Source organism: Seonamhaeicola sp. (assembly GCF_028281565.1).
Lineage (GTDB): Bacteria > Bacteroidota > Bacteroidia > Flavobacteriales > Flavobacteriaceae > Seonamhaeicola.
Map to the genome: position 1 here is coordinate 87761 of NZ_JANQJQ010000011.1, position 18307 is coordinate 106067.

At 36.4% G+C, this 18307-nt stretch carries 20 protein-coding genes; 10 read left to right on the forward strand and 10 right to left on the reverse strand.

Annotated elements, in window-relative coordinates; translation table 11 throughout:
• Window positions 1-45 precede the first annotated feature (45 nt).
• The 4 genes from Q0983_RS05050 (at window position 46) to mog (ending at window position 3020) form a co-directional block, all read left to right on the forward strand.
• Window positions 46-675 carry an ATP-binding cassette domain-containing protein gene (locus Q0983_RS05050; RefSeq protein ID WP_299549706.1) on the forward strand — a complete coding sequence of 210 codons (630 nt, stop codon included), beginning with the start codon at window positions 46-48 and terminating at the stop codon, window positions 673-675.
• Window positions 672-1922, forward strand: a complete 1251-nt coding sequence (locus Q0983_RS05055) for an ABC transporter permease (RefSeq protein WP_299549709.1) — start codon at window positions 672-674, stop codon at window positions 1920-1922. The genes Q0983_RS05050 and Q0983_RS05055 overlap by 4 nt, the downstream gene beginning before the upstream one ends.
• On the forward strand, window positions 1912-2349 hold the full coding sequence (locus tag Q0983_RS05060; RefSeq protein ID WP_299549712.1) for a hypothetical protein: 438 nt from the start codon (window positions 1912-1914) through the stop codon (window positions 2347-2349). Before Q0983_RS05055 ends, Q0983_RS05060 begins: the two co-directional genes overlap by 11 nt.
• Window positions 2350-2486: 137 nt before the next feature.
• The gene (gene mog / locus Q0983_RS05065) at window positions 2487-3020 is read left to right on the forward strand and encodes a molybdopterin adenylyltransferase (protein ID WP_299549715.1); all 534 of its coding nucleotides are present in this window, start codon (window positions 2487-2489) and stop codon (window positions 3018-3020) included.
• Window positions 3021-3175: 155 nt separating this feature from the next.
• On the opposite strand, the gene Q0983_RS05070 is transcribed toward mog, so the two are convergent.
• The 3 genes from Q0983_RS05070 to Q0983_RS05080 are packed head-to-tail and all read right to left on the reverse strand — an operon-like array spanning window position 3176 to window position 4983.
• Complete coding sequence (locus Q0983_RS05070) at window positions 3176-3667, reverse strand: GNAT family N-acetyltransferase (RefSeq protein ID WP_299549718.1); 492 nt, start codon at window positions 3665-3667, stop codon at window positions 3176-3178.
• A gap of 4 nt (window positions 3668-3671) precedes the next feature.
• Window positions 3672-4298: a hemolysin III family protein gene (locus Q0983_RS05075; protein WP_299549721.1), complete on the reverse strand. Its 627-nt coding sequence runs from the start codon at window positions 4296-4298 to the stop codon at window positions 3672-3674.
• A 1-nt stretch (window position 4299) separates the two neighbouring features.
• A complete protein-coding gene (locus Q0983_RS05080) occupies window positions 4300-4983 on the reverse strand; it encodes a DUF4294 domain-containing protein (RefSeq protein WP_299549725.1) in 684 nt (227 codons plus the stop codon).
• Between the two features lie 140 nt (window positions 4984-5123).
• Here Q0983_RS05080 and Q0983_RS05085 point away from each other — a divergent pair, with 140 nt between their 5' ends.
• The 3 genes from Q0983_RS05085 to Q0983_RS05095 all read left to right on the forward strand — a co-directional run bounded on the left by Q0983_RS05085 (window position 5124) and on the right by Q0983_RS05095 (window position 7558).
• Entirely contained in the window at window positions 5124-6212 is a 1089-nt protein-coding gene (locus Q0983_RS05085; RefSeq protein WP_299549728.1) for a M42 family metallopeptidase, read from the forward strand.
• 117 nt (window positions 6213-6329) lie between these two features.
• Window positions 6330-6887, forward strand: coding sequence for an NUDIX domain-containing protein (locus tag Q0983_RS05090; RefSeq protein ID WP_299549731.1), 558 nt, complete (start codon window positions 6330-6332; stop codon window positions 6885-6887).
• On the forward strand, window positions 6884-7558 hold the full coding sequence (locus Q0983_RS05095; RefSeq protein WP_299549734.1) for a YhfC family glutamic-type intramembrane protease: 675 nt from the start codon (window positions 6884-6886) through the stop codon (window positions 7556-7558). The genes Q0983_RS05090 and Q0983_RS05095 overlap by 4 nt, the downstream gene beginning before the upstream one ends.
• Before the next feature lie 23 nt (window positions 7559-7581).
• Here the strand turns inward: Q0983_RS05095 and Q0983_RS05100 are convergent, their stop codons facing one another.
• The gene (locus Q0983_RS05100; RefSeq protein ID WP_299549737.1) at window positions 7582-8712 is read right to left on the reverse strand and encodes a D-2-hydroxyacid dehydrogenase; all 1131 of its coding nucleotides are present in this window, start codon (window positions 8710-8712) and stop codon (window positions 7582-7584) included.
• A 170-nt stretch (window positions 8713-8882) separates the two neighbouring features.
• A complete protein-coding gene (locus tag Q0983_RS05105; RefSeq protein WP_299549740.1) occupies window positions 8883-9398 on the reverse strand; it encodes a YceI family protein in 516 nt (171 codons plus the stop codon).
• A 434-nt stretch (window positions 9399-9832) separates the two neighbouring features.
• Here Q0983_RS05105 and Q0983_RS05110 point away from each other — a divergent pair, with 434 nt between their 5' ends.
• The 3 genes from Q0983_RS05110 to Q0983_RS05120 are packed head-to-tail and all read left to right on the forward strand — an operon-like array spanning window position 9833 to window position 13343.
• Window positions 9833-10321 (forward strand): acetyl-CoA carboxylase biotin carboxyl carrier protein subunit, encoded by a 489-nt coding sequence (locus tag Q0983_RS05110; protein WP_299549743.1) that lies wholly within the window; start codon window positions 9833-9835, stop codon window positions 10319-10321.
• 32 nt (window positions 10322-10353) lie between these two features.
• Window positions 10354-11793: an acetyl-CoA carboxylase biotin carboxylase subunit gene (locus Q0983_RS05115; protein ID WP_299549746.1), complete on the forward strand. Its 1440-nt coding sequence runs from the start codon at window positions 10354-10356 to the stop codon at window positions 11791-11793.
• An 8-nt stretch (window positions 11794-11801) separates the two neighbouring features.
• Complete coding sequence (locus Q0983_RS05120; protein ID WP_299549749.1) at window positions 11802-13343, forward strand: acyl-CoA carboxylase subunit beta; 1542 nt, start codon at window positions 11802-11804, stop codon at window positions 13341-13343.
• A gap of 309 nt (window positions 13344-13652) precedes the next feature.
• Here the strand turns inward: Q0983_RS05120 and Q0983_RS05125 are convergent, their stop codons facing one another.
• The 5 genes from Q0983_RS05125 to Q0983_RS05145 form a co-directional block, all read right to left on the reverse strand.
• Window positions 13653-15245, reverse strand: coding sequence for a hypothetical protein (locus Q0983_RS05125; RefSeq protein WP_299549752.1), 1593 nt, complete (start codon window positions 15243-15245; stop codon window positions 13653-13655).
• Between the two features lie 104 nt (window positions 15246-15349).
• Window positions 15350-16441, reverse strand: coding sequence for an amidohydrolase family protein (locus Q0983_RS05130; RefSeq protein ID WP_299549755.1), 1092 nt, complete (start codon window positions 16439-16441; stop codon window positions 15350-15352).
• 147 nt (window positions 16442-16588) lie between these two features.
• Window positions 16589-17167: a YceI family protein gene (locus Q0983_RS05135; RefSeq protein ID WP_299549758.1), complete on the reverse strand. Its 579-nt coding sequence runs from the start codon at window positions 17165-17167 to the stop codon at window positions 16589-16591.
• Window positions 17168-17268: 101 nt separating this feature from the next.
• A complete protein-coding gene (locus Q0983_RS05140; protein WP_299549761.1) occupies window positions 17269-17859 on the reverse strand; it encodes a Crp/Fnr family transcriptional regulator in 591 nt (196 codons plus the stop codon).
• Entirely contained in the window at window positions 17859-18305 is a 447-nt protein-coding gene (locus Q0983_RS05145; RefSeq protein ID WP_299549764.1) for a DinB family protein, read from the reverse strand. The genes Q0983_RS05140 and Q0983_RS05145 overlap by 1 nt, the downstream gene beginning before the upstream one ends.
• Window positions 18306-18307 lie beyond the last annotated feature (2 nt).

Sequence of the window (18307 nt, forward strand, 5' to 3'; positions counted from 1 at the left end):
ACTTCTATTTACCAATGTAATTTATAGATTGATATAAGCTCTAAAATGATTCAAATAGAAAATCTTACATTTCATTATAGAGAAAGGGAACACACTTTTTCATTTCCCAACATCACTTTAGGAACGCAAGAAGATTTACTCATTTTAGGAAAGTCCGGTGTTGGGAAAACAACCTTTTTACATCTTTTAGCCGGTTTGTTAACTCCCGCGAGCGGAAAAGTTTTGATTGATGGTATTGATATAAACTCATTATCCATTAGTAAGTTGGATGCCTTTAGAGGCAAACATATTGGATTGGTATTTCAAAAAAAGCATGCCATACAATCCTTAAGCGTTTTGGAAAATTTAAAAGCCCGTCTTTTTTTCAGTAAAAAAAATATCGTGAATTCCAAAATTGAAGGGCTATTAAATGAATTAGACCTGGGTTCATATAAAAACAGTAAGTTGAATGAACTTAGTGAGGGGCAGTTACAACGTCTTAATATTGCTATGTCTGTAGTACATCAGCCAAAAGTTATTTTAGCTGATGAACCCACTTCAAGTTTAGATGATCAAAATTGCAACATTGTAATCAACCTCCTTCAAAAACAAGCAGAACAAACCAATGCCAATTTAGTGGTGATTACCCACGATTCCAGAATTAAAGAATACTTCCAAAATACAATAGAATTATGAGTATCTGGAAGATCAGTTTACAAAACCTAAAATCTAAGCCTTTATACACTTTTTTGAGTGTTTTTACACTCTCATTAAGTATCATGTTGCTCCTTGGGGTTCAGCAAATAAAAACATCTTTTGAGTATCAGATGGAAAACAATTTAGGAGGCATAGATTTGGTAATAGGTGCCAAAGGAAGCCCATTACAATTGGTATTGGCTTCAGTGTTGCACCTTGATAATCCAACGGGTAATATTCCATATAATGAGGCGAAAAAAATAGGCAAAAACCCTCTGATTAAAATCGCAGTGCCAATCTCTTATGGTGATAATTATAAAGGGTATAGAATTGTTGGAACCACTAATGATTTTAGGCATCTTTACAATACTGAGTTGGAAAATGGACGTGATATTGAGAAAACCATGGAAGTTGTTATTGGGCATACTGTGGCTCAAGTATCAGAACTTTCCATTGGAGATACCTTTTTGAGTTCTCACGGATTGGTGGAGACTGATATAGAAACGCATGACGAAAAATTTACGGTAGTAGGCATTTTAAAGCCTACCCAAAAAGTTATAGACCGTTTAATTATAAGTAATTTGGAAAGTATATGGGATGTTCATGAGCATGAAGAAGAAACTGACGGAGAGGAAAATCATGATGATCATAACGATGAACACGATCATGAACACCAGAGAGCACATCAAAACGAAGAGGAAAAGAAAATAACTTCGCTATTGGTTTCCTTTAGAAATCCTACAGGTTTTTTAACCTTGCCAAGAACTATTAATGAACGTACCAATATGCAAGCCGCTTTACCAAAATACGAGCTGGATAAATTGTATGATTTCATGGGTGTCGGCCTTAAAGCCATTAATTGGATTGCCTATTTGATTCTGGTAATATCCGGGCTAACCATATTTATCAGTCTTTATAAAATGGTTAAAGAGCGTGCTTTTGATCTGGCACTTTTACGAACCTATGGAGCTACCTATTTTCAGGTGATGCGAATGGTGGCTTATGAAGGATTTATCATCGTTCTTATGGCCTTTTTTATTAGTATAGTACTGGTAAAAATAGCTTTACCAATGCTACTTGAAACTATTGAAGTGGGTTTTAAGGACAATTTACTTCAACGGTTACCATTTCAGGAGATATTTCAAATTGGAATGGTCGTTTTTATGGCTACATTTTTATCTATTGTAATAGCCGTGTATCCTATCATGAAGATGAAAGTTTCAGAAATTTTAAGAGATGAAAAATAAAACAATAGTAATTTTTATATTCTTTTCCGGCTTCATGTGTTTTTCTCAAAAAGAAATTTCGTGGAAAGACTTATCAAAAGTCACATTCAAAGAACATTATTTTCCAGCTTATGACAGAGCCTTTTTGAAACCTGAATTTTCAGAATCTGTTAAGGCCTTAGAAGGGAAACTAGTATCCATAACAGGCTATTTTTTAGACATAGACCCTGAAGGTCGATTGTTTATCCTATCAAAAGGCCCCATGTCATCCTGTTTTTTTTGTGGCGTTGGAGGTCCTGAAACGGCTATAGAGCTACAGTTTACCTCTAGGCCATCATTTAAAACCGATGACATTCTAAAAATTACCGGGAAGTTAAAACTTAATGCTGAAGATGTAGATCATTTTAATTACATATTAGTTGGATGCAAAGGACAACTGATTAATTAAAAAAACATTTATAGTATTGGTCAATTATATCGAGAAAAGTGTTAGTTAAATATACAGTAATGTTAATGAATGGACTATATTCGCCATAAGCAAGAAACAATTACAAGCAACTTAAATAGAAGTAGAGACTCAAAATTATGTCAACAATCAAAATAGGGATCATTACTGTAAGTGACAGGGCAAGTGCCGGAGTTTATGAAGACATTAGCGGAAAAGCAATCATAGATACCCTGAACGATTATTTGATTTCAGAATGGAAAGATGTTTACAAAATAGTACCTGACGAACAAGACATCATTGAAAAAACGATTATCGATATGGTCGATAATGAAACATGCTGTTTGGTGGTTACCACAGGAGGTACCGGTCCTGCCAAAAGGGATGTTACACCTGAAGCCACTGAAGCAGTATGTGACAGGATGATGCCAGGTTTTGGAGAGCTCATGAGAACGGAATCATTAAAATATGTACCTACGGCCATTCTTTCAAGACAGACTGCTGGCCTTAGGGGCAGTAGTTTGATTATTAATTTACCGGGAAAGCCAAAATCTATTAGGGAATGCCTGGATGCCGTTTTTCCTGCTGTGCCCTATTGTATAGATCTAATGGAAGGGCCTTACTTAGAATGTAATGAAGAAGTAATTAAGCCGTTCAGGCCTAAGAAAAAATAACAGGAAGTCAACCTTCTATACTCAAAAAGTTCCATCAGAAAAAGTTTGTATACAGCAAACATAGCTTAATTAAATTTTCTTAACCACCTTACAAAGGCCCAAAGTAATTGAAGTAAAAACTCTAACTAACAATTTCGTACTTCCAACTTCCCGCTTCAAACTTCTTTTATCATCTCATAGTCATCCATAACAAATCCGTTACCAATATCAGCCACAACGGGGCCAACATTTTTAAAACCTAGTTTTTCATAGGCTTTTATAGAGTTAACATTGTTTATGTTTACGGTAAGTCTGATCTTATCCAACTTATAAGTTTCTGCTTTTTCCTCAACAAAAACCATGGCTGCTTTACCAATCTTTCTGCCTCTGTACTCCCCTACCACATATATCTTGCTTAAAAACAAGGCTTCATTTTCTTTTTTTATTGAAAGGTAACCTGCCGGTACATCATTAAAAAAAAGTAAATAATATTCAAAACCTTTTTCTACTTGCTCCTTTATGGCTTTTGCAGATTGGAATTTTTTCAGCATATAGTTAACCTGAGGGAGGCCAATAATAGGTATATAGTGCTCCCGCCAAATAATATCGGCTAAGGTCTCTATGATTTTGAAATGTTCGGAAGTATTTGCAACTACAATATTTGTCATGGCTCTAAATTATATAAAAGAATATCATAAAAAAATGACATAGGGCGCCTACCAGAACAAACAAATGCCAAATGACATGATTAAACGGAATCTTTTCAATAATATAAAAAATAATGCCTCCGGTATAAGCTAATCCGCCGGCAAATAATAGTAAAACAGCATCGCTGGGAACCCATTCGGAAAAGTTGGCAAAATCAAACACAATGAGCCACCCCATAACCAAATATAATAAAGTTGAAAATATTTCAAACCGTCCGGTAAAAAACAATTTTAAAACAATACCGAAGGCAGCTATGCCCCAGATAATCCAAAACAATGGCCATCCCAGGCTTTCGCTAAGTGTGATCAATAAAACCGGTGTGTAGGTCCCCGCAATTAACAGATAAATACTTATATGATCTACAATCCTGAAATAGTGCTTTCGTTTTTCCTGTTTTATGGCATGATATAAGGTAGATGCGGTAAATAAAACAATAATAGAGATGCCGTAAACTATAACACTGAATAAACTCCAATTTGTCTTCTGTGTATCGAAAAGAATAAGTAAAACCAGGGCCGCAATTCCAAATAAGGCACCAATGGCATGGGTAGTAGCATTTAAGGTCTCTTCAAAAGCCGTTTGCTTCCGCATGCTATTCTTCTTTAGAATCGGCGTTCAACCACTTATCCGTTAAATCATAAAAGTCAAATTCCAGGGCCGACTCCTGAGGTTCCAATCGTCCGCTTTGAAAGTTACGTTGCAAAATATCTTCAATTAAATAATCTTCTTTTACATGCTCGGGATCAAATTCTCGTTTCAAGGAAATATCAAACATACTGGCTGTAGTATTGTACCAAAAGGCACGCCAACCGCTACGTAATTCTTTTACTAAATCAAACGCCGTAATACCGGTTTGCCTGTGAATTAACTTCACCAGGATCTGGCCTTCAGTTCGGGTCATCTTCTTTAATTCTTCGGAAAACTCGCCCTCAATATATTTTTGAACCCTTTTGGTATAACGTTTTCTATCACGCTTTCGTTTTAAACCGGCCAAACGTTTGTTCATAGAATCCAATCGAACGGCAGCCAGTTTCGCATATGGATACACCTTAACGGTTTTCCGTCGTAAAATTAAATAGCGAATACGGTCTTCCCTACTATCAAACTTAAGCCTGTGTAAAAGTTTGACTTCCTCTAAACCAATACTGGTTCGAGGAACAGAATCTCCTTCAATAATTAAATACTCCACTGTAGATATGGAATCGTTCACAACCTCATTAACCTGGGCTAATAATAATGTCGGGAATAAAAAGAGTATGTATTTAAAAAAGTTCATTAATATGTATTCTGAGGCTTTTGCCTGCCAAAATTACTAATTTACTCTTTGTAAAACGTTTTTTTTCCTCGGTTATTTTTTATGTAATTAAGCTGTAGGCTTTCTATTTATATTGTTATTTTAGTGCAAAACTTTTACAAATGGCAAAAAAGCGTATTCTCAATAAAAAATCAATTGACTTTCTGGAAAAATATCTAAATAATGCATCGCCAACCGGCTATGAATGGGACGGGCAAAAACTGTGGATGGATTATTTAAAACCTTATGTGGACGAATTCATTACAGACACATACGGCACTGCGGTTGGAGTTATAAATCCCGAAGCAAAATACAAAGTTGTTATTGAAGGGCATGCCGATGAAATTTCCTGGTATGTGAATTACATAAGTGATAACGGATTAATTTACGTGATAAGAAATGGTGGTAGCGACCATCAAATTGCTCCGAGTAAAGTGGTGAACATTCATACCAAAAAGGGTATTGTAAAAGGCGTGTTCGGATGGCCGGCCATCCATACCAGAAGCCGAGTTAAGGAAGAACCGCCAAAACCTGATAATATTTTTATTGACTGTGGATGTAAAAATAAAGAAGAAGTAGAAAAATTAGGAGTTCACGTAGGTTGTGTGATTACCTATCCTGACGAATTCCACATTTTAAATAAAGATAAGTTTGTGTGTAGAGCCATTGATAACCGTATGGGAGGTTTTATGATTGCTGAAGTAGCACGTTTACTTAAAGAAAATAATAAGGAATTGCCCTTTGGATTATACATTACCAATGCCGTACAGGAAGAAATAGGGTTACGCGGCGCCGAAATGATCACGCAAACCATTAAGCCTAATGTGGCCATAGTGACTGATGTGACACATGACACCACTACGCCTATGATAGAGAAGAAAAAGGAAGGGCACTTGGAAATTGGCAAAGGCCCTGTGGTAGCGTATGCGCCCGCAGTCCAACAAAAATTACGCGATTTAATTATTGATACTGCTGAGGCTAAGAAGATTCCTTTCCAACGTTCTGCATTGTCAAGAGCAACGGGAACCGATACGGATGCCTTTGCGTACAGTAATGGCGGTGTAGCTTCGGCATTGATCTCGCTACCGCTTCGTTATATGCACACAACCGTGGAAATGGTTCATAAAGAGGATGTTGAAAATGTGATTAGACTCATTTATGAAACCCTTCTTAATATAAAAGATGGCGATACCTTTAGTTATTTCGATTAAATAAAAATAGAGTTGTCATTCTGAATGAAGTGACACGAAATGAAGAATCTTATTAACCCTGACTAAAAGATTCTTCGCTTTGCTCAGAATGACAGTTCGACTTTTTCTACTCATTTTATGGATGAACTCATAGATATTGTTGATGCTCAGGGGAACCCTACCGGACGATCGGAACTAAAATCCGTAATCCACCAAAAAGGGTATTACCATAATACGGCACATATTTGGTTATATACTAAAGCGGGTGAAATTTTGCTGTCACAGCGTTCGTCTAAAAAAATCATTTGCCCGCTGATGTGGGATGTTTCCGTGGCGGGCCATATTGACTCAGGAGAAACACCGGAACAAGGGGCTGTTAGAGAAACTAAAGAGGAAATAAGTTTAACTATTTCTGAAGCCGATTTAAATAAAATAGGGGTTTTTGAATGCTTTCAAAGCTATGACAATGCTATTCAGGATAATGAGTTTCATAATACGTTCATAGCTGAATTAAATGCGCCATTATCAAAATTAATTCCCCAGGAAGGTGAAGTTGAAGCTTTAAAACTGGTGTCGTTTCAAGAATTTAAACACTTAATCGATACCATCGGGAACAATGGTAATCACTTTGTGCCATCAAACAAAAGTTACTATGAATTAGTGCTTCAAAAAATTATTGAAACTGTAAATCCATGAATTTATTGTTATTTGCTGTTGCACCCGTTTTTATAATAATCCTCTATATTTATTATAAAGACAAATACGAAAAGGAGCCTAAACGACTGTTATTTTTTAACTTTCTGCTCGGGGCCGTTGTCAGCATTATAATTACTACTATACTTTATTATATTTTTGATATAGTCTTACCACTTCCTGACCGGACCAGTGTTTTTCAACAATTCATTAAAGCGTTTTTCGTAGTTGGTTTAACCGAAGAATTTAGTAAATACATCATTGTTAGGTATTATGCACAGCGCCATACGGAGTTTAATGAACCTTTTGACGGCATTGTATACGCTGTTATGGTCTCCATGGGTTTTGCAGCTACCGAAAACATCTTCTATGTTTTAGAAGGCGGGTATCAAACCGCTATATTAAGGGCTTTTACCGCCGTTCCGGCCCATGCTACCTTTGGTATTTTAATGGGGTATTATATGGGAAAAGCGAAGTTTTCCAAAAATAAAGTGTTATTGAATTTAACCGGATTGCTACTGGCTATTACTTTTCACGGCGCCTATGATTTCTTTCTTTTTATCGACTTTATCCCGGGAATATGGCTCGGTGCGTTTGTTTCTTTAATTGTTGGTATTGTGCTTTCGCAAAAGGCCATAAAGCGACATCAGGAAAGGTCAAATTTTAAGGTTTAAATTTTGAAATTAAATTACGGATTTTAGTATCCTCTTGCCAAATCAACCATATTCAGCAATTTTTCTCCCCGGATGTAACGCCTCAGATTCTCTCTTATAATCATAAGTGCATTCCTTCTGGTCAGATCAGACCTCCCGGCTGTGTGCTGAGTGATAATTACATTTGGCATCGACCAAAGTTCATGACCTTCGGGCAAAGGTTCCGGATCCGTAACATCGAGGCCGGCACCACTCAACTTACCACTTTTAAGTGCTGCTATTAAGGCATCGGTATCCGTAGTTTTCCCGCGCCCCACTGAAATATAATAACTTCCTTCATTTAAATTATTAAAGAATGCTTCCCCAACAATACCTTTTGTTTTATCAGTAAGCGGTAGCGCATTCACAACAACATCGGCTCGTTTTGCTAAAGCTACAGTTTCATCACTTAACCCTACATAGTCCACATAATCCGGTCCGGTCCTTCTTGAGTTTCTTGTACCAATAACGTGCATTCCTAACTTATTTCCTCTGCTGGCAACCTGCGACCCTATACCTCCAAGTCCAAGCACCAACATGGTTTTTCCTTTTACAGCAATTGCTTTGGGGGCATCCGGAGTATTATTACCACGGCTCCAGTCAGATTTTGTCTTTAGATCTTGAAACATAGGTAACCTGCGCGTCAGAGCCATCATCATTGCTATGCTATGTTCTGCAATAGTTTCACTATGTACTTTGGCGTTATTGGTCGCAATTAATTTCGAAGTTTTGATCCCGGGAATCGATCCGCATCTATCTATCCCCGCAGAAGTGATATGAATGTAATCCAGAGCTTTCCCCTTTGCAATTAAATTGGTACATCCCCCTATATACACATCACTGTCCAGGATACTCGCTTCAATTTCGGAAGCACTACTTACAAATTCAACCGCCACGCCGTCAGCTACCTCCAGTAACCATGCCTTAGATCCAAATCCACTTTCGGTCTCGGAATAAAACCGCATGGTTATTTTTTCAGGGCGTGACCACCCGGGCATATCCCTGCTCGCCTCTTTTGATTCTCTAATTCCTAATTCCTTAATTAAGGTGTCAATAGGTATTTCATCAACTTGTCCTGTTAACGGAGCACAAGCAAAAACAAACAAAACCGGGATAATAAGATGTAAGGTTTTCATAATAAGCTAAATAGGTAATGAATTTACTATTTTCAATTTCAAATAACAAATATAATTTTGGCCGATCAAAGCAATTATCTGTTTATAATAGAAGCCATAAAAAAAGCCTCTTCACCTTAGGATATCTTTCAAATCCCATGGCAAGAGGCTCTGACTATAAACTGTAAAAATTATAACAGTGTAGACCCAGCAAATCTGGCATCAAATCTTAACATGACATCGTCTTTAGCCTTAACTGTTCCACTCAAAGCTTCAGGGGGTGTTAAATTAAAATCGGTCATTTTTAATATGGTTCTACCTTCAAGCTTTACCTTATTATCATCAATAGTGACCTCAAAACGTATAGGCACCGATCTTTTTGTACCGGCAATAGTTAAATCTCCCAATGCCTGCAATTCAAAAACGCTGTTGTCTTTCTTCGTTACATTTTCAACTTTAGTAAGTACAAATAAAACGTACTTATATTCATCCGATTTCAAGGTTTCTGAAACTGTTTCTGCCATACCAGGCATTACACCTTTTAAACTTTTGGTAAGCACAGTAAGTGACAAATTACTAATATCACAAGATTCCAGGTTATTAAAACTTATGGCGCCTTGTTGTGTTTCTGCATCTACTTTCCAACCATGCAAATTAGAAGCCCCAAAAACGGTCAAGGAAGATTCACTATTCTGAAGCCGTAACATTTGGCCCTGAGTATAGTTCACTGAAAAACCTATTGCAACTATGCAAATAATTAGTCTTTTAAAAAAATTTCTATTAGTATTCATGAGATTAATATTATATGATTAAAAATTATGCTGCAAATATTATTTTTTAGATATTATTAAAAAATGATTAAAATCATGTTTATATTAAAAATATGATAATTTTAACACTTAAAAACAATACAAAATTATCATATCATCAGAATAACAAAAAAAACAGCTCTAATAAGAAATGTTGTTTCAGAATAGTTTAAAAGAAAATCTAAAGTTGGGAAAGTTCCCAGGAATATGATGAAACTCATATTTTTAGGAGCTTAGTTTAAATATATTTATTCCGCTTTTCCGTATTCTTCATTTTTAAAAAAAGTTATGATACATTATAACTATATTTACCTAAACCAATTATTCTAACTATGGATAAGATCTTCAAAACTAAGGTTAATGATACTTTTGATTTTGAAATAAGTTCCGAAGACGTGTCAAAGCTTGATGCGTTGGAGGTTTCAGAATCTCAATTTCACGTTCTCCACAACAACATATCTTATAGGGCGTCTATTGTTGATAGCAATTTCAACAATAAAACCTATCAGGTTAAAGTAAACAATAACATTTACAAGATTAACATCTACAACAATCTGGATCTTCTTATAAAAGAAATGGGATTTGCCACTGGGGCTTCCAAACACGTTAATTCTATTAAAGCACCTATGCCTGGTCTTATTTTGGAAATTAGCGTTAAAGCAGGTCAGGAAGTTAAAGAAGATGAGCCCTTGTTAATTCTGGAAGCCATGAAAATGGAAAACGTCATTACATCTCCGAGGGATGGTGTTATAAAAACTATAAATGTCGAAAAAGGGGATGCTGTGGAAAAAAATCATTTGTTAATTGAATTTAGCGCATAATGCGTTTTTATCTCAACTTTAAGTCGTAGAAAATGAAAAAAATATTAGTAGCAAATAGAGGCGAAATAGCCATTCGTGTGCTGAAGACGGCCAAACAAATGGGTATAAAAACCGTAGCTGTTTATTCTGAAATAGACAGACGTTCGCCGCATGTAAAATATGCCGGGGAAGCCGTATGCATTGGCCCTGCTCCATCAAGTGAATCATATTTACGTGGTGATAAAATAATTGAAGTGGCAAAAGCCCTTAATGTGGATGCTATACATCCCGGATATGGGTTTTTAAGTGAAAATGCAGAGTTTGCAGAATTATGTGAAGCCAACGGCATTATTTTTATCGGACCACGATCAAAAGCTATAAAAATGATGGGAGATAAATTAGCTGCTAAAGAAGCAGTTAAGGATTATAACATTCCCATGGTTCCAGGGGTTGACCACGCTATTACGGACCCCAAAGAAGCCGTTGAGATTGCTAAAAAGATTGGGTTTCCTATTCTTATTAAAGCTGCTGCCGGAGGAGGTGGAAAAGGGATGCGCATCGTAGAAAAAGAAAAAGATGTTGAGAGTCAAATGAAACGAGCCATCAGCGAAGCTACATCAGCATTTGGCGATGGTTCAGTTTTTGTTGAAAAGTACGTCACCTCACCAAGGCACATCGAAATTCAAATTATGGCTGATATGCATGGTAATTACCTTCATTTCTTTGAACGCGAATGCTCTATCCAGCGACGTCATCAAAAAGTAGTTGAAGAAGCGCCTTCAGCGATTCTAACACCACAACTAAGAGATAAGATGGGACAAGCAGCAATTAATGTGGCTAGGTCCTGCAATTATATTGGAGCAGGTACCGTGGAGTTCCTGTTAGATGCCGACCATAACTTCTATTTTCTGGAAATGAATACGCGTCTGCAGGTAGAACATCCTGTAACAGAGTGGATCTCAGGTGTAGATTTGGTAGAGTTGCAAATAAAGGTTGCTCGTGGCGAAGAATTAACTATTAAACAAAAAGACCTTAGAATTAATGGACATGCAGTTGAACTTCGTGTTTATGCCGAAGATCCGATGAATGATTTTCTACCTAGTGTAGGAACTTTAGAAGAATATATATTGCCTAAAGGCGAACATGTCCGTGTTGATAATGGTTTTGAAGAAGGGATGGATATACCTATTTACTACGACCCTATGTTGTCTAAACTTATAACCTATGGTAAAACCAGAAGTGAAGCTATTGAATGGATGATTTACGCCATTGATACATACAAAATAAAAGGAGTACGAACTACCTTGCCATTTGGAAGGTTTGTTTGTAAACATGAAGCCTTTAGAAGTGGTAATTTCGATACACATTTTGTAAAGAATTATTTTTCTCCCAGCATTGTGGAGGAAGCGAGCGAAGTTGAAGCTGAATTAGCTGCAAAACTGGCACTTAAGCAATATTTGAAAGATCAAAAACTATTAAGACTACCAAATTAGAAATACCTATGGATTCCAAAATAAATAAACTGAACGAACGTATACAACAAGCTCATTTAGGCGGCGGGCAAAAACGTATTGACAAACAACACGCAAAGAAAAAACTAACGGCCAGGGAGCGTATTGATTATTTAATGGATGAGGGATCTTTTGAAGAAATTGGCATTCTGGTAACGCACAGGACAACCGATTTTGGAATGGACAAAGAAATTTATTTTGGTGACGGTGTGGTTACGGGTTACGGAACTGTTAATGGTAGATTGGTGTATGTTTACGCCCAGGATTTCACAGTATTTGGAGGTGCTTTATCAGAGACACATGCTGAAAAGATCTGTAAGATCATGGATATGGCGGTGAAAGTTGGAGCCCCTGTAATTGGGCTAAATGATTCCGGTGGTGCCAGAATTCAGGAAGGTGTAAAATCACTTGGTGGTTATGCCGATATTTTTTACAGAAACGTACAGGCTTCCGGTGTCATTCCTCAAATTTCAGCCATCATGGGACCTTGTGCCGGCGGTGCCGTATATTCGCCTGCTATGACCGATTTCACGATCATGGTGGAAAATACCAGTTATATGTTCGTAACCGGTCCTAATGTTGTCAAAACAGTTACCAACGAAGAAGTCAGCAGTGAGGAATTAGGTGGTGCCTATACCCACGCATCAAAATCCGGGGTAGCACATAAAACTTCGGCTAACGATATTGAATGCCTCGAAGACGTCAAAAAGCTGTTGAGTTATATACCACAAAACAACACAGAAACAACAGAAAAACTGGAATTTAATCCGGGCGATGAAGTAAGAGACGTTTTATCTAATATCGTACCTGACAATCCAAACAAACCGTATGACATGCATGAGGTTATATCCGGTATTATTGATGAAGACTCTTTTTATGAAATTCATAAAGAGTATGCTGAAAATATTATTGTAGGTTTTGCGCGTTTAGGAGGGCGAAGTATTGGTATAATTGCCAACCAGCCCATGTTCCTGGCAGGTGTTCTGGGGGTTAAAAGTTCCACAAAAGCGGCCAGGTTTACACGGTTCTGTGATTGTTTTAATATTCCTTTACTGGTCCTGGTTGATGTTCCCGGTTTTCTTCCCGGTACTGACCAGGAATGGAACGGTATTATAGTTCATGGTGCTAAATTATTATACGCCCTAAGTGAAGCTACTGTACCAAGAGTTACCGTTATTACCAGAAAAGCCTATGGAGGCGCCTATGATGTAATGAATTCCAAACATATTGGTGCCGACTTTAACTACGCCTGGCCGGGGGCCGAAATTGCCGTAATGGGGGCTAAAGGTGCCAGTGAAATTATTTTCAGACGTGAAATAGCTGCTGCCGATGATCCTGCAGAAAAACTTGCTGAAAAGGAAGCAGAATACGCTGAAAAATTTGCGAACCCGTATCGAGCTGCCAGACGTGGATTCATTGATGAAGTTATACTACCGAAACATACCAGAAGAAAATTGATCAAAGCCTTTTCAATGCTTGAAAATAAAGAGGTGAACAGGCCAAAACGAAAGCATGGTAATATTCCGCTATAAATTAAAAAAGGAGGCTCCCTAACCTGCCTCCTTTTAATTAACCTGTAATCGATAAACTATATTATTATAGTATAATACAATTAATTATACCTACTAAATTTTTGTTTTTAACTAAAAAATTAGCCCAACCAAAGCAAAACAAAACGCAGGCTCTCAAGAGAGAATTAATTGCCGATTAATAGCTGTCACAAATATCATAAACTCCGGTAAAAATTAACTAAAAATTACTACGCACTTAATACGCACATTAGAAATTTATACCTTTTTTGTGGTGTTTTCCTGCTTCTAAAAAATATTCTATTCTTCTCCTTATTCTAAATAAGATTGTTCAAAAGTATTTCTTAAAAACTCCAGTAAGGTGGTATCCTGCCCGTCCAGATGTATCTTCTTGGTTATTCTGTAACGTTTACTTTCAATGGCCCTAACCGATGTATTAAGGAATACCGCAATCTCTTTATTCTTAAAGCCAATAAAAATATAATAACAAATAATGATATCGGAGTCATTTAACTTAGGATACAATTCGTTCATCCGTTTGAAGAAATCGATGTTAAAATCGTTAACCAGCTCTAAGTGATTTTTACCCTCATCTAAAATAGTTGATGAATTTAAATGTAGTGCTGTATAAAACTCTTTTATTTTCTCTCTTTGAACAACCACATCATCAATGGAAGCAATAATTTTTACCTCGTTTTTCAGGCAGCTAATATAATCTTCCAGACTATGAACCTTTACGGTAAGCTTTTCGTTGTTAGATTTTAAATAGGGGATGTTCTTGGTTTGGGCATCCAAATCATTCAATTTTAATTTTTGCTTCCTGTAATAAATAAAATATAACAAACTAACAGTTGCAAAAACACAAAACAAAATGACACCGAAAAGTCCAAGGAAAAATTTACCCTTACTTTCCTTTTTTAGTTCAATTTCTGTTTTTAAAAGAGCATTATTAATTTGAAAGCTGGCATCAATCATATTCCTGAACATCTTTTCTTCAAATACTTTTAAAGAATCCAGATACTTCTTTGATGCTTCCAATTCCCCTGAGTTCTTATAAAAATCTGAATATAAAGTAAAATAGGATTTAACAGTATCATCTCCCATGAACCTCCTGTTTTCAGTGGCATGGGATAAATAATATAACGTTGAATCTATTTGCTTGTTCCGGAAAAACACTTCAGCAAAAACCACATCAATTGAAGCCTTAAAAGAGTTATGATTAAATAAGACAACCATTTGTTTATCCTTTAAAACTTTAAATTTTTTATAATATGTATGGGCTTTTTCAAAGTCGCCCAAATGAACATAACTTGAAGTGATCATATAAAGGGCGAACATGTAATGATAGGCATCGTCTTTTACATTCCTATACGCCTCAAGATGCTCTAAAAGTAGTTTGTTACACAACGCATAGTCACCATCTAAAAATTTTGCATAGGCCTTCATCTGTTCTACCTCCAAAAGCCCGTTTTTATACTCACTCAATTCATAGTATGCTTCAGCCTTATTCAAGTATGCATAAGCAGTTGAATCCTGATTAACAAAATATAAAGTTGAAAAAAGGTCCAAACACATATGTCCGGCCGTTTTATAATTCTTTTCTATTTCAGCATATTTAAGTGCTAAAATGCTACTGTGATAAACATCCGGTGTTTCATTATTATCATCATGAATTAGAGCTTTTAGCGCATAATAATCTGACAACCTTCCCTCAATATATTTTTCTACAGGTTGTGGAATGGAATCTAAAAACTGTGAAGCTTTGATGGAGTTTTTATCAATGTGATTATACGCAGAATCAACCAATCGTGTATAACTGTCCTGACTATAAAGCGCACAACATACCAGGAGGCATATTAGAAGTAGCCCTTTTGTTTTACTAATGCTATTGGGAGAACTAAACAAAAGAATTTGATATTAATTGAAAACACAGTCCAAACGTAGGTTAAAATCTACAAAAAAATCATTAAATGCAAAAGAAAAAACACTAAATAATAAATTTTAAGACATTAATCGGCAAACATACGTTTATCTAATCCGGGAACTATATGAAGCGCATTCTTATAATACACTTTTTTAAGAACGTCATCCGGTAAATCCATGCCATACATGGGCCAGAAAGCATGGTACTTTTTATGGTAAGGAAAATATTCATCATCACTTTCCAAAACCCTGAAATAAGTTGGAAACTCTTCAGGCTTCCAGCTGTCTTTTCCAAATAATATCCTATCCTGGTACTTTATAAAGAACGTTTTTGCAAACCTTGGCTGCCTGCCTAATTCTGCTATAACCGCCGCAATACCGACATACATATTGGGTATGGCATCCATTAATTCCCCCAATTTACCCAAATCGTTAGCATACCAGCCCATATGGGCATTTATAAACGTGGTGTTAGGGTGCCTCTTAAACATATTGTGCTGTTCATTAATAATTTGCTCCCATGGTGCCGGATTATTATCACCCCGTTTGCGCCTGGGGTGGGTTTTTAACTCCAACCAACGCTCATTGTCGGCATCAAATGCATCCCAAAATGGTTTGGGGTCCGCGGCATGAATTAAAACCGGAATACCTAAAGTGCCACAAGTGCTCCAAATGGGGTCCAAGCGTGGATCATCAATAGCCAGCCTGTTACCGTCACTATCTTTATTGTACATCCCTAAACTCTTATAAACCTTTAATCCCCGGGCACCGTTTTTTACGTCCTCCTTTAATTGACTGACCGTTTTTTCTATCCAGCCCTCTGCTCCTGCTCCATTAAAATCAATATTTGCAAATACCACAAACCTATTTGGGTAATGGTCTTTGATATTCCGAACGGCCTTTTTCAGATTATCCCCGGAGCGTCCGCTTAAATTTACCATAATACCCATGTTAAGGGTATCCATAGCTGCTATTACCGGCGATAGATCCTGAGTTGCCATTCTATATTGATGGCCATGTACATCAATAAATTTAAACTTAGCCCGTTTTATAATTTTTCCCGGAACCACCAGTGTAGAAGTAGGGTTATAATCTTCAAAAGACATATCCTGAGCTAAACCCATGAATACACTAAGAAAGGCCGTGATAATTGAAAATAGTTTTTTGGAATGTATCATTTTAAAACGGTTTTAGTGAATGCTAAAAATAATCATCTGAAAAATAAATCAATAGTATTTTAAGAGGGCTTTAACATCAAAACATTATATAAAAAAGAAAGCGCCCATGTCCGGGCGCTTTCTACTATTAATCAATTTATGTGATGTTTAAAACTCAATATCTGTTACTAAATCGAATTCATCATAAATAGCTTTGTCTTGCAAATTATCGAAAAAGCTGGTAGAACCATATCTTACATCATACTTACTTCTGTCTATTTTTAAATTGGCTGTGGCCTTACTGCCATAAACAGAAATAGTAAACGAAATAGGATTGGTCTTTCCCTTTATGGTCAGATCTCCCGTAACACTATAAGCATTCTTTCCTGAAGCTTCAACTTTAGTGAAGACTAAAGTCGCCGTTGGATAAGTGGCTACACCAAAGAAATCATCTGATTTTAAGTGCCCGTCTAATTTGGCTTTCCAGTTCCCTTCCAAATCAGTTGCATTAATAGTGGCCATATCTATAACAAACTCACCCCCTACTAATTTATCGGCTTCAAAATTTAAAAACCCGGATTTAATATTAATAGTACCTTCATGAGAGCCGGTGACTTTGTAGCCTTTCCAAACTACTTTACTCTTATCGGTTTTAATTTCTTTTTTATCTCCATCAATTGTTGTAAAAGATAAGGTAAAGAAGGCAACCACTGTTGACAATGCTAGTGTTTTAATTATGTTTTTCATGTGTTTAAATTTTTTTAATAATTGATGAAGCAAATATCTGAAACTAATACCTAGAAGAAAATAAGATAGTTTATAAAATAATGTTAAACTAGTTTAACATTTCATTCTACTGCCAATTGACTTTTTATTTTACTTAAAAACTCTTTGGTAATGCCAAGATACGAAGCTACCATATACTGTGGTATACGCTGCTCTATTTTAGGATACTGCTGTTTAAAATGTAAGTACTGCGCTTTAGCTGTTAAAGTGAAGTTTCTAACAATACGTTTATGGGATGCCACCAATGCTTTTTCTACAATAAGCCTGAAAAACCGTTCCAGTTTTGGAATGGCTTCAAATAATGCATCGCGTTCATCATAAGAGAAAAGAATCATTTCAGTGGGTTCCAAACACTGTACATGATAGTCGGAGGGTGTTTGGGTAATAAAACTTCCGATATCCGATGCCCACCAGTCTTCAATTGAAAACATAACGATGTGCTCTTGTCCGTCATCATCCATATAAAACATTTTGGCGCAGCCTGATAACACAAAACCACTGTATTTACAAACATCGCCCTGTTGTACCATATATTGGCCTTTCAAATATTTTCTAAAGGAAATAAAAGACAGCAGAGTCTCCACTTCAGCTTCAGTTAAATGCACATAGTTTGCAATATAATCCAGTAAAGGTTGTGCTTGGTCTTTAGTCATCAGGCATCTAGTAAACGTCGGTGATAATTAATTTGCCCTAAATGATATGCCAAATGGGTTGCCAGGTGTACCAAGAAATATTCCGTAGTCATTGGTTCTTTAAAAACTACAATCGGGTATTCTTTTTCCAAAGCTCCAACAGGTAGATCTTTAAGTGTGTTTTCAACTACCGTTATAGTAGCATCAATTTGTTTAAGCATGTCACTTTTGGGAACATCTTTTAAAGAGAACTCCAAACCTCTTTGTCTTATATAACCTGTATCGCCCAGGATAGCGCCTATAAAGTGATTCAGGTTACCAATTAAATGTAAGCATAAATTACCGGCCGTATTATTGATATCCTTATCTAAAATCCAAAGATGGCTTTCGGTTTTATAAGAATCGATTTCAAGTTTTAATTTATTCAGGTCTCTTTTAAATAGTTTTATTAAAGTGTCTGTCAGCATAA

What these genes read in the sequence shown, in the direction of transcription:
- Q0983_RS05050 (WP_299549706.1), top strand. Translation starts at nt 46, where the DNA reads ATGATTCAAATAGAAAATCTTACATTTCATTATAGAGAAAGGGAACAC.
- Q0983_RS05055 (WP_299549709.1), top strand. Translation starts at nt 672, where the DNA reads ATGAGTATCTGGAAGATCAGTTTACAAAACCTAAAATCTAAGCCTTTA.
- Q0983_RS05060 (WP_299549712.1), top strand. Translation starts at nt 1,912, where the DNA reads ATGAAAAATAAAACAATAGTAATTTTTATATTCTTTTCCGGCTTCATG.
- mog (WP_299549715.1), top strand. Translation starts at nt 2,487, where the DNA reads ATGTCAACAATCAAAATAGGGATCATTACTGTAAGTGACAGGGCAAGT.
- Q0983_RS05070 (WP_299549718.1), bottom strand. Translation starts at nt 3,667, where the DNA reads ATGACAAATATTGTAGTTGCAAATACTTCCGAACATTTCAAAATCATA.
- Q0983_RS05075 (WP_299549721.1), bottom strand. Translation starts at nt 4,298, where the DNA reads ATGCGGAAGCAAACGGCTTTTGAAGAGACCTTAAATGCTACTACCCAT.
- Q0983_RS05080 (WP_299549725.1), bottom strand. Translation starts at nt 4,983, where the DNA reads ATGAACTTTTTTAAATACATACTCTTTTTATTCCCGACATTATTATTA.
- Q0983_RS05085 (WP_299549728.1), top strand. Translation starts at nt 5,124, where the DNA reads ATGGCAAAAAAGCGTATTCTCAATAAAAAATCAATTGACTTTCTGGAA.
- Q0983_RS05090 (WP_299549731.1), top strand. Translation starts at nt 6,330, where the DNA reads ATGGATGAACTCATAGATATTGTTGATGCTCAGGGGAACCCTACCGGA.
- Q0983_RS05095 (WP_299549734.1), top strand. Translation starts at nt 6,884, where the DNA reads ATGAATTTATTGTTATTTGCTGTTGCACCCGTTTTTATAATAATCCTC.
- Q0983_RS05100 (WP_299549737.1), bottom strand. Translation starts at nt 8,712, where the DNA reads ATGAAAACCTTACATCTTATTATCCCGGTTTTGTTTGTTTTTGCTTGT.
- Q0983_RS05105 (WP_299549740.1), bottom strand. Translation starts at nt 9,398, where the DNA reads ATGTTACGGCTTCAGAATAGTGAATCTTCCTTGACCGTTTTTGGGGCT.
- Q0983_RS05110 (WP_299549743.1), top strand. Translation starts at nt 9,833, where the DNA reads ATGGATAAGATCTTCAAAACTAAGGTTAATGATACTTTTGATTTTGAA.
- Q0983_RS05115 (WP_299549746.1), top strand. Translation starts at nt 10,354, where the DNA reads ATGAAAAAAATATTAGTAGCAAATAGAGGCGAAATAGCCATTCGTGTG.
- Q0983_RS05120 (WP_299549749.1), top strand. Translation starts at nt 11,802, where the DNA reads ATGGATTCCAAAATAAATAAACTGAACGAACGTATACAACAAGCTCAT.
- Q0983_RS05130 (WP_299549755.1), bottom strand. Translation starts at nt 16,441, where the DNA reads ATGATACATTCCAAAAAACTATTTTCAATTATCACGGCCTTTCTTAGT.
- Q0983_RS05135 (WP_299549758.1), bottom strand. Translation starts at nt 17,167, where the DNA reads ATGAAAAACATAATTAAAACACTAGCATTGTCAACAGTGGTTGCCTTC.
- Q0983_RS05140 (WP_299549761.1), bottom strand. Translation starts at nt 17,859, where the DNA reads ATGACTAAAGACCAAGCACAACCTTTACTGGATTATATTGCAAACTAT.
- Q0983_RS05145 (WP_299549764.1), bottom strand. Translation starts at nt 18,305, where the DNA reads ATGCTGACAGACACTTTAATAAAACTATTTAAAAGAGACCTGAATAAA.